We start from the raw sequence: 14595 nt of genomic DNA on the forward strand, positions 1-14595 counted from the left end.
CTAGCCACGCCGTGCCAGGCGCTCGGTGGCGCCCTGGGCCTTGCGCGTGTACCAGAACACCCGGCTGACGCCGCGGGTGATCGCCACGTAGCCCAGGCGCAAACTCTCATCGGCCATGGCCTGGTCATAGCTGTTGCGGAAAAAGCCCGAGTAGGCATACAGCGCATTGCGCAGCGGGTGCGGCTGCACCGGCGCGCAGTCGTCGACGATGATCGCCACCTCGGCCTGCAACCCCTTGGCACGGTGGATGGTATAGGCCTTGACCGGCAGCTTGCGGTCCAGCTGCGCCTGAATGGTGCGCAACGGCTCGTTGCGCCGGCTTAACAGCAGCACCGCGGTGCGTTCGCGGCTTTGCCGTTCGGCCACATGGGCGCACTGCGCGGTGATCGCCTCGATCAACTTCGGCAGGCCCTTGTTCAGCTCGAAACCGGTGACCAGCTTTACCCCGTGGTCGCCGGGCTGCGTCGGTTTGCATGGCCGGCTGGTCTTGGCCTGCTTGAACTGCACGCCGGCCAGCACCGCCTCGCCATCGCGGATCACCGGCTCGATGGAGCGGTAGTTGGTTTCCAGCAGCAGCGTCTCGCTGCCCTTGGCGCCGCGCCGCGGAAAGTACTTGTCGAAGTCCATGAACAACTCCGGCGAACTGCCGCGCCAGCCGTAGATCGACTGCCAGTCGTCGCCGATAGCCATCAGGCTTGGGCTGCTCTTCTGTCGCGCCAGCTGGCGATGCAGCGCTTGCAGCCATTGGACGATCTGCGGGGAAATGTCCTGAAATTCGTCGATCAGCAAATTTTCGAACGGCACGAGGCAGGCCTGCGGCATATCCGAGCCTGAGGCCAGGCGCTCGGTGAGCTGTTGGAAAGCCTCGTTGAAGGTCATCAGCCCCTGCTCACGCAGCGCGGCCCTGAAGTAGCCATGGAAGCTCACCAGCGCTTCGACGAAATCCCGCTCGCGCGGCGCGCACTGCAGCTTGCCTGGCTGCAGCTGATCAATGCGAATGCCGATGCTCTCGATAAAGCCTGCCTGGGCATAGAAGGCCTCGTACAGCGGCAGCGGGGTGAACTCGCCGGCCAGGGTGAAGGTGTCCCCGGGCGCTTTCAGCGCAGCGCGCTTGCCCTGTTCGCTTTCGGTTTGCGGCGCAGGCAGGTCGAGCAGTCGATGCACCAACTCACGGAATGTCGCTTGTTCGGCGTAACACTGCTGATAGGCCTGCTTGAGCAGGCGAACTTGCGCCGGACGCAGGCGTGCGGTGGCCAGCGGGTTATCCGGTTCGTCCGCCGCGGCGGCCTTGTCGTCCAACTGCTCGAACCAGACCGGTCGCTCCAGCACTTCGCGCGCCAGCTGCGCCATGGCCGAGTGGAAGGTGCGCACGCACTGGCGCGCCTGCTGCGCATCGAACGGCACCTGCCAGAAGCCGAGCACGCGCACCAACTGTTCGCGCAGCTGCGCGCAAGAGGCATTGGTGAACGAGATGACCGTCAAGCGTCCGGGCTCGATGCCCATGTGGCAGAGCATGAACACCACCCGCAGCAACAAGGTGGTGGATTTGCCGGAACCGGCGCCGGCGAAGATTCGCGTCACCGGGCTGCGACTGAGGATCATCGCCCATTGCTCTTCCGACGGTGCACTGATGATGCCGGCGGCCACCGCCTGCTCGACGCGCTCGCGCATGGCCTGGACCTGAGCGTCATCCACTTTCAGTTGTGCCGCGGCGTAGATCCCCTGCGCTGCCGTCCCGCGCGGCTTGCCAGCAGCGCGAGCCGGCCCCTCCGACTTGCTCTTCGGCTTGGCCTTGGCTGCAGGCTTGCCCTTGCGCTTGGCGGTCGCAGCCTTGTTCGCCTTGCCGGGCGCAGTGCCCCAGCGACGAAACAACAACTCGTCCTCTTCGCGCAGATGGGCCGAGGTACGTGGAAAACAGCGCTGCAGCACCCCGGCGACCAGGGCCCTGTAGCGCTTGACGGCAGAAAGCATCGGAAATCACCGTGGGCATTGCATATCGTTGATATGGTACGGGTTTTTCCCTGTACCCTGGCCGCTGCCAGGACGAACAGCAGCGAATGGAGGCATCAATCGCCTGCATCGCCGGCACGACTTCTTGGACAATCGGCTGTCCGAGCTGAACCAGCTCTGATCTGGATAACCCTGCCCTGCCCTCACACCGGATACGGATCGCTACTGATGGACCCAGCAGCACACCCCGCGCCTGACGTCTCAAGCCATGTATTCCTCCCCGACGGCGGCGAACTCGGCGCACTGATTCGTCGCTTCGACTGGTCGCAAACGACGCTGGGGCCTCTGGCTGGCTGGCCGGCAAGCCTGAAGACCGTCACCGCCATGCTGCTGCTTTCGCCGACGCCCATCGTGCTGCTCTGGGGCGAGCGCGGCATCATGATCTACAACGACGCCTATTCCGTGTTCGCCGGCAGCCGGCACCCGCAGTTGTTGGGCTCGGAGGTGCGCGAAGGCTGGCCGGAAGTCGCCGATTTCAACGACAACGTCATGAAGGTCGGCCTGGCCGGCGGCACGCTTTCGTACAAGGATCAGGAGCTGGTGCTGTACCGCAACGGCCGTCCTGAGCGTGCCTGGATGAATCTGGACTACTCGCCGGTGTTCGACGATCAGGCGCAGCCGGCCGGTGTCATCGCGCTGGTCGTGGAAACCACCGAACGGGTACTGGCCGAACGAGAGCTGCAGGGCCAGCAGGCACGCCTGCAAGAGATGTTCGAACAGGCACCGGGGCTGATGGCGATGCTGCGCGGCCCCGAACACGTTTTCGAGATGGCCAACCCGGCCTATCTGCGGGTGGTGGGCGAACGCGACGTCATCGGCAAACCAGTACGCGAAGCGCTACCGGAGGTCGAGCGCCAGGGCTTCATCGATATTCTCGACCGGGTCTACCGCAGCGGCACGGCCTTTGTCGGCTCCGGTATCCGCGTCGGCCTGCAGCGCATCCAAGGCGAGGCAGAGGAAGAGCGCCTGCTGGACTTTGTCTTCCAGCCGGTGACCGATGCGAATGGCAATGTTGCCGGGATCTTCGTCGAAGGCTATGACGTGACCGAGCGCGCCGAGGCCGAACAGGCGCTGCGCGAGAACGAACAACGCCTGCGCTTTCTCGATGCGCTCGCCAAGGAGACCGCGCGCAGCGTCGACGCCGACGCCATTCTGAGCATAACCACGCGCATGCTCGGCGAGCATCTGGGACTGTCGAGCTGCGCCTATGCCGACATGGACCCCGACCAGGACGGCTTCACCATCCGCGGCGACTGGGCGGCGCCAGGGTGCGTCAGCATCGTCGGTCGCTATCGCCTGGCCGCGTTTGGCGCACTTGCCGTAAGCAAGCTACGCAGCGGCGAGGCCTTCATCATCGAGGATCATTGCGCGCAGCTGCCGCCCGCCGAGGCAGCCACGTTCCAACAACTCGACATCGCCGCCACCATCTGCTTGCCATTGGTAAAGGAAGGTCGGCTGACCGCACTGATGGCGATACACGACCGTCAACCACGCGTCTGGAGCGGCTACGAACTTGCCCTGCTGACGGAAGTCACCGACCGCTCCTGGGCGCATATCGAGCGCGTGCGCTCGGCGGCGGCGGTCAGGCAGCGCGAGCAGTGTTTCCTGGAAGAGCTGGAGGCCAAGGTAGCGGAGCGCACCGCAGCCCTGGCACGCAGTGAAGCCAACATTCGCGCGGTGCTGGAAACCTCCCACCTGTACAAGGCGATGCTGGCGCCGGACGGCTCGATTCTCTACGTCAACGCCACGGCGTTGGCCGGCATCGGCGCGCGTTTTCACCAGCTGGCGGGAACGCCCTTCTGGGCGTCGCCCTGGTTCGCCGCCACGCCCGGCATGCCGGAAACGATCAAGGCCATGACCCAGCACGTTGCGGCAGGTGACACCGAGCACGTCACCATAAGCCTGAACATGCCGGGCGGCATACGCATCTTCGACTTTTCCATGCGCCCCGTGCTCGGCGAGGACGGCAACGTCGTCGCCCTGGTGCCGGAGGCGCTGGATATCAGTGAACGCGTCGCCACCGAACAGACGCTGCAGCAGCTGCACAAGATGGAAGCGCTGGGCAACCTCACCGGCGGTATCGCCCACGACTTCAACAATCTGCTGATGGCGGTGCTCGGCAGCCTGGAACTGCTGCGCCGGCGCATGCCGCCCGACCCGGCGCTGCTGCGTCTGGTGGACAACGCCCGGGCCGGTGCCGAGCGCGGCGCCTCGCTCACTGCGCGCATGCTCTCCTTCGCGCGCAAGCAGGAACTGCACAAGACCGCGATCGACCTGCCCGTGCTGATCGAAGACATGCGCGCGCTGCTGCTCAGCTCGCTCGGGCCGACCATACAGCTGGAGGTCGAACTGCCGCCGCAACTGGCACGGGTCAAGACCGACCCCAATCAGCTGGAGACCGCCCTGCTCAACCTTGCCGCCAATGCCCGCGATGCCATGGCCGGCGAAGGACGCATCCTGATCACTGCTGAGGAATGCGCGCTGACCAGCGAACAGAACGGCCTGCCGATCGGTCGCTACGTTTGCCTCGCACTCAGCGACAGCGGTACCGGCATGGACGAAGTGACGCTCAAGCGCGCCGTCGAGCCGTTCTTCACCACCAAGGGCGTCGGCAAGGGCACCGGTCTCGGATTGTCGATGGTGCACGGACTGGCGGAACAGTCCGGCGGGCGGCTGATGCTGCAGAGCAGCCCAGGCCTGGGCACCACGGCGGAAATCTGGCTGCCGGCGCTGGATAACGATGAAGAAACGTCTGCACCGGCGCGCAGCTCGACGCCTGAGGAAAAGCAACGCCAAGTCGCCAATGCCCTGACTCTGCTGGCGGTCGACGACGACGAACTGGTGCTGTTCGGCACTGCCGGCATGCTCGAAGCGGCCGGCCATCGCGTGCTGACCGCACGCTCGGCCGGCGAGGCCCTGGACCTGCTGCGCACCAACCAGGTCGACATGCTCATCACCGACCATGCGATGCCGCTGATGAGCGGCGCGCAATTGGCCGCAGTGGTCCGCGAAACCCGCCCGCAGCTACCGATACTGCTGGTGTCCGGCTATGCCGAGCTACCCTCGGCCACCCCGGCACTGCCATTGCGCCGGCTGGCCAAGCCATTCAGCCAGAACGAACTGCTCGATGCCGTCGAGCAACTGAGCGCCCGTCGGGCCTGAGACCATCCGGGCCAGGTCTCGCTCCGCATCGCCGGCAATGCGGTTAGCTGCCGATCACGCCGCCATCGTCCTTGGTAATCAGCACGGTGGATGAGCGCGGGCGTGACTGACCGTCGCTGGCCGGAAAGCTCAGCCCCGGATGCTGCACGTTGATCCACATGGCAAGATGGTCCGGGCTCCAGGTGATACCAGTGATCTCGCAGCCACGCGGTCCTACCAGAAAGCGTCGTACCTCGCGCGTGACCGGATCGGCACACAGCAACTGGTTGGTGCCCATGGCCTGCATGGCAGGCTGGTCGTCGTCAAAGTCGGTCTGAATCCACAGCCGACCATCACGGTCGAACGCCAGTCCATCCGGCGAGGAAAAGCAGTCGCCATCGATGGTGCCGATCAGATTGGCCGCCACCGGGTTGCCCTGGGCGTCCCGCGCCCCGCTGCGCTCGCCGGCGAGCAGGAAGACCTCCCACTCGAAGCGCGTGGCGGTCGGATCACCGCCCTCTTCCTGCCAGCGCAGGATCTGCCCGTGCAGGTTGTTGGGGCGCGGGTTGGCCTTGTCCAGTGGCTGCTTGGCACCGCGACCGTCATTGTTGGTCAGGGTCACGTAGACCTCGCGACTGCGCGGGTGAACCGCCACCCATTCCGGCCGGTCCATCGGCGTTGCGCCGGCGCGGTCGGCGGCGGCTCGGGCGTTGAGCAGCACCTCGGCCTGGCTGGGAAAGCCGTTCTCTGTGGTCAGGCCGTGGTCGCCATGCACCAGCGCCAGCCACTCACCGCTGCCGTCGGCGTCGAAGCGGGCAACGTACAGCGTGCCCTCATCCAGCAGACGGCGGTTGTCGGCGTCCGCCCCGGCCACGAAGCGACCGCTGGGCACGAACTTGTAGACGTATTCACCCTTGGTGTCGTCGCCCGAGTAGAAGGCCATGCGGCCTTCATCGCCCAGCGACAACACCGAGCATTCCCGGCAATAGCGGCCGAATGCGGTGCGCTTGATTGGCGTGCTTTTCGGATCGAAGGGGTCTACTTCGACTACCCAGCCAAAGCGGTGCGGCTCGTTGACATAGCCGAGGTGAGGCTGATCCGCCTGCGGAGTAGCATCGAAGCGCGGATCGGCGGTTTCCCAGCCATAGAGCTTGCTCATGCCGCTGCCGGCGATGCCGTAGCGGTTATGCGAGACGCGTGCGGCGAGGTCGTCGGCGTCGTGGTTGACGAAGTAGTTGTGCCAGTTTTCCTCGCAGACCAGGTAGGTGCCCCAGGGGGTGAAGCCGCTGGAGCAATTGTTCAGCGTGCCCAGAACGGTCCGGCCATCCGGATCGGCGGCGGTCTTCATGCTCGGATGGCCGGCCAGCGGCCCGGAAATGGCCATCTCCGTCAACGCGCTGAGGCGCCGGTTGTAGCGCGACGGCAATACCCGCTGCCACTGGCCCTGGGCATCGTTGCGCACTTCAATGACGCTCAGACCGTGGGCCGCCTGCTCCTTGCGCACCTGTTCCAGTGGGCGCCGGCCTTCCTCCAGACGCATGCCGTCGGTGTGCAGCGTCGGGTTGACGTACTCGTGATTGATCACCAGCAGGCCGCGGCTGTCCGGCGCGTCGGGGAACGGGAAGAAATGCATGCCGTCGTGGTTGTCGCCGGCCTGCTTGAGCTGCGCCTGCCAGTCATCGCTGGCATCGGCCTGCCACTGCGGCGCATCGGCCAGCACCGGATCGCCCCAGGAGAAGAACACCCGCGCGCTGTACCCCGGCGCCACCTCGACACGGTCGAAATGCAGGTCGAGTTGGGCCGGAATACCCTGAAAACCGATCAATCGCGTGGGTCCGACAGCAGCCCGGGCACCGGCCAGACCGCCGCCGAGAAAGGCGATGCCGGCCAGGCCCAGGCCGCCCTTGAGCAGGCCGCGGCGGCGCTGGTCGATGACATCCTGCAGCGGCGCGTTGCGGCTGGGGTTGATCGCCTGGTCGTCATGGGCGGCGATGCCGGCGTGAAAATCGCTGAAATCCTGTCTCATCGAAACGAATCCTGAATGACTGAACTGCATCACTCGATGCGGTAATGAAAGGTGTTCTGCACGTTGGCCACCTCCACCGCCCGCCCATCGACGATGCGCGGCTGGTAGCGGAAGCTCTGGGCCGCGATCAGCGATGGACGGATGAACAGCGGATGGCAGTCACCAACCACCTTGGGCGAACGCACCCGTCCCTGGACGTCCACCGTATAACTCACCGTGCAGGCGCCCTGCAGTCCCGAATCCAACGCGCGCTGCGGATAGACCGGCGGCTTCTTGGCGATCGGCAGGTACTGGCGGCTGGCGGCTTCGGCGGCAGCCGCCTGCCGGGCACGCTCGGCCGCTTCGGCCCGGGCCGTTGCCTCGGCCTGGCGGCGCTGCGCGTCCAGCCGTGCCTGCTCGGCCAGACGCTCTTGCTCCCGACGTTGCTGTTCGTCACGGCGGCGTTGCTCCTCACGGCGACGTTCCAGCTGCTGCTTGCGCTGCTGCTCGGCTTCGCGCTCCCGTTCGGCGCGCTTGAAGGCCAGGTCGGCCTGCTCCACCTGTGGTGGTGCTTCGACCTGAACGGGGGGTGGCGGCGCTTCGACCGGTTCCGCAACCGGCGGTTCGGGCAGTACTGGCACCGGCGGCGGCAAGCTGATCAGCTGGGTCTGCATCACCTGGGTGGCAACCGGTGCGTCCATCGTCGGCGTCCAGCTGGTCAGCAGCAGGGCGAACAGCCCGGCATGCAAGCCCAGCGTGGTTAGCGCCGCACCGGCGGCGCCGCTCCATTGGCGCTGTGTAACCGCGGGCGCGGGCGGCGCCGATAAGCCGAGCGCCATCATCGCTCCTGCCCCGCAGCCGCCGGCGCCTCGGTGATCAGCCCCAGGTTGACCACCCCGCCGCGCTGCAGCTCGGCGATACCGGCGACCACACGACCGTAGTCCGCCGCCTCGTCGGCACGGATGTAGACCTGGGTGTCGCCTCGCGCGGCAATGACCGCGCCGACCTTGGTCTGCAGCTCGGCCAGGTCGACGGCGCTGTCGGTCTGGTGCTCGACGTCCAGCTCGCTGCCGAGGTTCCAGTAGAAGCCGCCGTCGGCCTTCACCGAAAGCGTGAGGATCTGCCGCTCGTTCTCAACCGGCAGTGCCTCTGCCGCCACCTTGGGCAGCTCGATCTTGACGCCCTGCACCAGCATCGGCGCGGTGACCATGAAGATCACCAGCAGCACCAGCATGACGTCGATATAGGGCACTACGTTCATTTCCGCCTTGGGCCCGTGTTTGTGCTGTGGCCTGACTAGCATGACGAACCTCCTCAGGCGGCTGCGGCGACGCTGGGCGAAGCAGCGTGCAGGCGCCGATGCAGGCGCGCCTGCAGCTCGTTGCCGAAGGCGTAGTAACGGCCGACCAGCGTCTGCCCGCGGGCGGCGAAGCGGTTGTAGGCCATCACCGCGGGAATCGCCGCGAACAGGCCGATGGCCGTGGCGATCAGCGCTTCGGCGATGCCCGGCGCGACGGTGGACAGCGTGGCCTGCTGCACCTGCGACAGGCCGAGGAAGGAGTTCATGATGCCCCACACGGTGCCGAACAGGCCGATATAGGGGCTCACCGACCCCACCGTGGCGAGGAACTGCAGGCCGTTCTCCAGGCGTTCCTCCTGCTCGGCGATGGCGACGTACAGGCTGCGCTCCACGCCCTCGGCGATCGCATCCGGGGCGATGCCCGCTTCACGCTGCAGTTGGGCGAACTCACCGTAACCGGCGAGGAAGATCCGCTGCAACGCGGCCTCCTCCGGCAACGGTTGCTGCTGCCCTTCGCGGTAGAGCTGGGCGAGATCGCCGCCCCGGCGAAAGCGCTGTTGGAAGCTGCGCAGCAGGCGTTCGCTGCGGTGCAGCGCGGCACTGCGGCGGATGATCAGGTACCAGCTGGAGACCGAAGCCAGCACCAGGATCGCCATCACCGCCTGCACCACCAGGCTGGCCTCGCTGATCAGGCCCCAGACGGACATGTGCTCGAGAGTCGTTTGCATGAGTCGTTTCCTCCTGCCCGCATGGGCAGCTGCTATTGGATGGCGGGTCGGTTACCGGGCGATGACATCAATCCAGACCCAGCGCATCGGCGATGGCCGACCAGGGCAGGTATTTGTAGTTCTGCGTGCCTTCGGGCATGCGCTTGCGGCCGTCCTGCACCACCAGCATGCCGCGGCTCCAGATGCCGCCGAGATTCGCCGAGGTGACCTCCAGCCCGTCGGTTTCCGAAGCGCCGTCGATACCGCGCTCGGCATTCAGGCCGATGCGGAACGCACCGCGCACGGCATACGGCGCCTGGGCGTCGAGCACGACGTAGCTGTCGTTGCCCTGGCTGGAGATCACCAAGTAATCGCTACCCTCGCCGTGGTAGAGCGCCAGGCCTTCGATGTCGTCGTACACCGGGCCGCCGACGCCGATCACCTTCTCGGGCGCTGCCGGCACCTCGGCACGGGCATCGACCACCCAGACCGCAACGTCCTCTTCACCGACGAACAGCCGCCCGCCACGGTCATCGGCGACGCAGCCCTCGGGCTGGCTGTCCAGCTTGAAGCGCCGCACCAGTTCACCCTGCGGCTGGCCGGACTGGCCATCGAGGCGGTACTGGACGAAGGTGCCGTCCTTGTCGTTGGCGATCGCGTAGGTGACACCTTGGCGGTTCTGGAACATGCACAGGCCGTAGATATCGCTCAGCGGCGTGGCGATCTGGCCGATATCGCGGAGCACCCCGCTCGCGCGGTCGATGGCGAACAGGTGCAGGCTGTTGTGATCGCGGTTGCTGGCCACGGCCAGGTCCACGCGCATGCTGCCGAGGCGGAAGCCGCTACGCACATCGACGTTATTCAGCCGGCCGACGGTCAGGCTTTGCAGCTGGCGGCCTTCCAGGTCGTACACCACCAGCCCGCCCTTCTTGTCGGTACCGAGCACGCGACTCTGCGCAGGATCGCGCGGATGGACCCAGATCGCCGGGTCATCGGCGGCGTCACCCAGACTGGGCACCGGGCCGGTCTCCACCGCTGCCGCGAGACTGACGATGGGTTCGGGATGCGGCAGTGCCTGTGGCTGCCACGTCAACTGGGCGCGATGCAGGCCCTGCTCGTCCGCCAGCAGCAGTTCGACTCCTTCGGACGTGCGACGCGCGCTGATGCGCTCCGGCTCATCGAGGCCGTCCAGCGGCAGCACGCCGTCCGCCTGCCAACCCGATTCGCTCTGGCGATAGAGGTGCAGCGCCGGCGCCTCGGCATCCAGGGCCAACAGACCACCCGGTACCAACGCCATGCCAGCCGCCACCTTTGTCAGCGCGCCGAACGGCTTGACCAGATCGACCGGCTCACGCTGCAGCGGCGCCTCGGCATCCGCCGGGTAGCGCCAGAAGCCGACGTTCTCCTCGTTGACGTAGAGCTGCCCGGCCATGTCATCGGTCTGGCAGAAGGTGCTCTGCGGCGGCAGGCTGAGCCCGCGCACGCGCCGTGCTTCACCGAGCAGGCGGCCCTGGCTGCCCACCAGCCATTGCTCGCCGACACCTTCCTCGCCGAGCAGGAACACGAAGTCGTTGCGCGCGCTGTCGCGGTACAGGCACAGCCCCTCGATGGCAAACGCGGTACGCGGCAGATACAGCGGCTGGCTCCAGGTCCGGTTGTCATCCAGGCCGATCAGCATCGCCTGCTGGCGCTTGCGCTCCACGGTGGCCAGCAACAGGCCCTGACGCTCGAGGCGATGGTCAAGGCCCTCGAAACGCCCGCTGTGCTGGGCCAGGGTGTTGCCGGTCTGGTCCAGCAGGCGCAGGCCCTGCTGGTCCAGCTGGACGCGCTCGGCATCCGCCCAGGGGCCATTGCCGGCCAGCAGCTGCGCGTATTCGAGGCCCGCCTGCGCCGGCGTGGTGATGCTCAGCCGCGTGCTCTGTGGCGCCTCGTCCTGACCGGCGGACTGGCAGGCGGCCAGGGTGATGCACAGGCCGAGCAGCAGGGGTTTGGGTAATGCGTTCATGCGATATCCATTCAGGTGCCGCAAGCCGGTGCCCGGCCGTAAAGGGGAACGGCGGGCACCGGAGCGGCAAGGGGTCAGAAGTGAGTCAGGGTCAGGCCGAGCTTGTAGGTCGGGCCGTACTCTTCGTACTGGGCGTTGTAGGAGCGGTGTCCGGCGTAGACGTAGTAGGACTCGTCCGTCAGGTTCAGCGCCTCGAAGGTCAGCTGCAGGCTCGGCGTAATGAAGTAGCCGGCCTTGAAGTCGACGAACAGCTGATCGTCGACGTACAGGTCGTGGGCCTTGTCGTCGATGCCAGCCACCTCGTACAGGTAGTCGGACTTGTAGTTGGCGGCCAGGCGCAGGTTGAGCCGGTCGTTTTCCCAGCCAAGCATCAGGTTGCCGACCGTATCGGAGTGGTTCGGCAGGTCGATACTGCGGCGCATGCCCTGCCCCTCGATGTCCGCATCGGACTTGCTGAAGGTGGCGTTGGCTCCTAACAGCAGCCCATTCCATGGCGCCGGCAACCAGTCGAGCTTCTGCGAGTAGGCCAGCTCCAGCCCATAGAGCTTGGCGCTGCTGCCGTTCTGGAAGCTGAGCGCTTCGTCGAACGCGGCCCACTGGCCGGTGCCGGCCAGGTCGGTGTTGTAGATGAAGTTGTCGATGTCCTTGTAGAACAGGTAGGCGGACACCACGCCGGCGCGGCCCATGTAGTGCTCGATGCCGAGGTCGTAGTTGACCGACTCCAGCGGCTTCAGGTCGGGGTTGCCGAACTCGGCGTCGTCGCCATCGATGACGAAACCGGGCGCCAGCTGGCCGAAGGTCGGGCGTACGACGCTGTTGGTCCAGGCGGCGCGGATCAGCGTGTCGTCGGTCAGCTGGTAGCGCACGTGCAGGCCGGGCAGCCAGTGGTGGTAGTCGTTGCTGCTGGAAATGGACTCGAACTGATCGTCGCGCATGCCGGTGCCCTTGGCGCGAAAGCGCGTGCCCTCGTAGCGCAGGCCGGCGATGACACGCCAGCGGTCAACGTCCACCGTGTTCATCAGGTAGGCGGCGTTGATGTCCTCGTGCATGTCGAAGTCATTGATGCGCGACTCCTCCTCGTCGTAGAACTCGCTGGCGTCCAGCCCGGCGATCGCGCCCTTGATCGCCGAGGCGCTGATGCCGCGGCCGAAGCGGCCGAGCGCGTAGTCCACGTTGCCGCCCTGAAAATCGGCCAGGGTCAGATCATCGAAATCGTCGTAGACCCAGACCTCGCTGTCGTTGTCCTTGTGCCGGCGGCTGAGTTTGCCGCCGAACTTGGCCTGCGCCGCGTAGCCCTGGATGTCGTAGTCGCGCGCCAGATCCAGGCGAATGTTCTTCTCGCGGTCGCGGGTGTCGCTCTTTGCCCATTCCACTTCGTCCAGTTCGAAGGAAGCCGGATCGTAAAAGGACGAATCCACTGTCAGGCGCGGCTTGCGGCTGCTGGAGAAACCGGCGTCGGCGAAGTCGCCTTCGAAGGTCGCACCGGCGATGCCACCCGGATTGCGCTCGCGGGACTGGCTGTAGCCGACCTGACCGCTCAGCGTCCAGAGGCCCATCATGCGCTCGCCGCCGAACACATAGGACTGGACGGTCTGGGTTTCCTCGCGGGACTTCAGCTCGCGCCAGCCCTCGGCTTCTCCGGTCTCGCCGGGCAGCTGCGCGTCTTCGAATTCCACGCCGGCAGCGTTGCGCGTCTCGGTGTCCTTGAAGCGGCTGTAGAGGGTGCGCAGGTAATAGCTGCTGACGTCGTCCGGCTTGTAGTCGAAGTTCAAGCCGAAACCGGTGCGCTCACGGTTGATCTCGTAGTCGCGCTGCTCGAACTCCTCCAGCCGCGCGCCATCGTCGGCGAAATCCCACTTGCCGCCGGTTTCGACGTTATCGGAGCCGAAGTCACGCTCCTGCCAGCTGATGGCCGCGGCCACGCCGAAGTTGTCAACGCCATCGCCTAGGCTGAAGCGGTTGCTGATCGCACCGGAGAATTTCGGGCTGGTTTTCTCGACGTTCTCGTCGTAACTGCCTTCTCCGCTGATGCTGTAGAACAGGCCGTCGTGGTCGAAGGCGGACAAGCTCTCCACCTCGATGGTGCCGCCGAGGGAGTTGGCGTCCATGTCCGGGGTGAGGGTCTTCACTACCGACAACGACTGCACCAGCTCCGAGGGCAGGACGTCGAGGGCCACCGCACGGCGCTTGCTTTCCGGTGAGGGCACCAGAGTGCCGTTGATGGTGACGCTGTTCAGGTCCGGCGCGATGCCGCGCACGCTGACGAAACGCCCTTCACCCTGGTCGCGCTCGACCGAGATGCCCGGAATGCGCTGCAGCGCTTCGGCGGCGTTGTCGTCCGGCAACTGGCCGATGCCGTCGGCGTGAACCACGCTCTTGACGCTGTCGGAACTGCGCTGGTCCTTCAGTGCTTCGTCGATGCTGACGGCCTGGCCGATGACCTCGACGTGCTCCATGACCAGCGGCTCCTCGGCCCACGCCGAACCGGCGCTGACAGCCAGGGCCAGCAGGCTGATGCGGAATCCTGCATGGCGGATGCCGCTGCGGTATGTGCTCATGAACAATCCCCCGAACGGTGTTTACCGGGTCCATCCCGGAACTGCAGCGGACGGTAGGCGGGGGATATGGCGGTTCTGTGACAGGAGGTTCGGCGAGGGCTTGGAACAGGAGGTTTTCGGGGATTTTGCTAGCGGGATTGAGCTGATATGACCTGTTTTCAGGGCGGACTGCGCGCCAGAGCCGTTTTTCGAAGGGGTCGACAGTTTCTGTTTCGCCCTGCTGGGCGAGTCACTTTTTCCAGACGCGGAAAAAGTAACCAAAAACGCTTTGCCCCTGCATACGGCCCCGCGCTACGCGCGGGGTCCGTTCGCTACATCGCTGCTCCAGGGGTCGGCTTACAAGGGCCATCCATGGCCCTTTAAGCCTTTCGCCGCATCCATGCGGCTCACCCCCTTGCACAGCGATTCCACTCACCCTCCTGAAGGGGCGACAGGTGTCGCCTGATGATCACTGCAAGTAAAAGCCGGGGGGAGACGTTCCGTGCAATCCGGTCCAAGCTCCTGCGAGGAGAGCCTGCTCCAATCATGGCGCTGGAAAGCCGAAGCTTGACCTCCAGCACCGGAGCGTGGGATCCAACAAACCAGTTGATACCGCGCCGCTTCGGGACATTGCACGGACTAACGAGCAACGCCAATCGCCCCTTTCAGGAGGCCGAGTGCAATCGTTGCGTAGGGGAGTGAGCGGCATGGATGCCGCGAAAGGCGTAAAGGGCCATGGATGGCCCTTGTACGCCGGCCCTCGGAGCAGCGATGGAACGAGGGGAGTCGAGCGCAGCGAGACCCGGATGGTGGGGCAAGACCTTTTGGTTCCTTTTGGGGGGCCGGCCATCCGGGCGACTGCCAAAAGGGACTCGCCCAGCAGGGCGAAA

At 65.8% G+C, this 14595-nt stretch carries 8 protein-coding genes; 1 reads left to right on the forward strand and 7 read right to left on the reverse strand.

Translation table 11 applies throughout. The features are described 5' to 3' along the window. Complete coding sequence (locus tag PSEST_RS11745; RefSeq protein WP_015277194.1) at nucleotides 1-1971, reverse strand: DEAD/DEAH box helicase; 1971 nt, start codon at nucleotides 1969-1971, stop codon at nucleotides 1-3. Nucleotides 1972-2178: 207 nt separating this feature from the next. On the opposite strand from PSEST_RS11745, the gene PSEST_RS11750 reads away from it, so the two are divergent. Beyond that, nucleotides 2179-5172, forward strand: a complete 2994-nt coding sequence (locus PSEST_RS11750) for a PAS domain-containing protein (protein ID WP_015277195.1) — start codon at nucleotides 2179-2181, stop codon at nucleotides 5170-5172. 43 nt (nucleotides 5173-5215) lie between these two features. Here PSEST_RS11750 and PSEST_RS11755 read toward each other — a convergent pair whose 3' ends face one another. The 6 genes from PSEST_RS11755 to PSEST_RS11780 form a co-directional block, all read right to left on the reverse strand. Further along, on the reverse strand, nucleotides 5216-7177 hold the full coding sequence (locus PSEST_RS11755; RefSeq protein WP_015277196.1) for a PhoX family protein: 1962 nt from the start codon (nucleotides 7175-7177) through the stop codon (nucleotides 5216-5218). A gap of 29 nt (nucleotides 7178-7206) precedes the next feature. After that, a complete protein-coding gene (locus PSEST_RS11760) occupies nucleotides 7207-7995 on the reverse strand; it encodes an energy transducer TonB (protein ID WP_015277197.1) in 789 nt (262 codons plus the stop codon). Then, nucleotides 7995-8459 (reverse strand): protein TolR, encoded by a 465-nt coding sequence (tolR, locus tag PSEST_RS11765; RefSeq protein ID WP_015277198.1) that lies wholly within the window; start codon nucleotides 8457-8459, stop codon nucleotides 7995-7997. Before tolR ends, PSEST_RS11760 begins: the two co-directional genes overlap by 1 nt. An 11-nt stretch (nucleotides 8460-8470) precedes the next feature. Continuing rightward, on the reverse strand, nucleotides 8471-9184 hold the full coding sequence (tolQ, locus tag PSEST_RS11770) for a protein TolQ (RefSeq protein ID WP_015277199.1): 714 nt from the start codon (nucleotides 9182-9184) through the stop codon (nucleotides 8471-8473). 67 nt (nucleotides 9185-9251) lie between these two features. After that, on the reverse strand, nucleotides 9252-11168 hold the full coding sequence (locus PSEST_RS11775; RefSeq protein ID WP_015277200.1) for a phytase: 1917 nt from the start codon (nucleotides 11166-11168) through the stop codon (nucleotides 9252-9254). Nucleotides 11169-11242: 74 nt separating this feature from the next. After that, nucleotides 11243-13726: a TonB-dependent receptor gene (locus tag PSEST_RS11780; RefSeq protein WP_015277201.1), complete on the reverse strand. Its 2484-nt coding sequence runs from the start codon at nucleotides 13724-13726 to the stop codon at nucleotides 11243-11245. Between the last annotated feature and the right edge of the window lie 869 nt (nucleotides 13727-14595).

Source organism: Stutzerimonas stutzeri RCH2, assembly GCF_000327065.1.
In the GTDB taxonomy this organism is placed as follows: domain Bacteria; phylum Pseudomonadota; class Gammaproteobacteria; order Pseudomonadales; family Pseudomonadaceae; genus Stutzerimonas; species Stutzerimonas stutzeri_AE.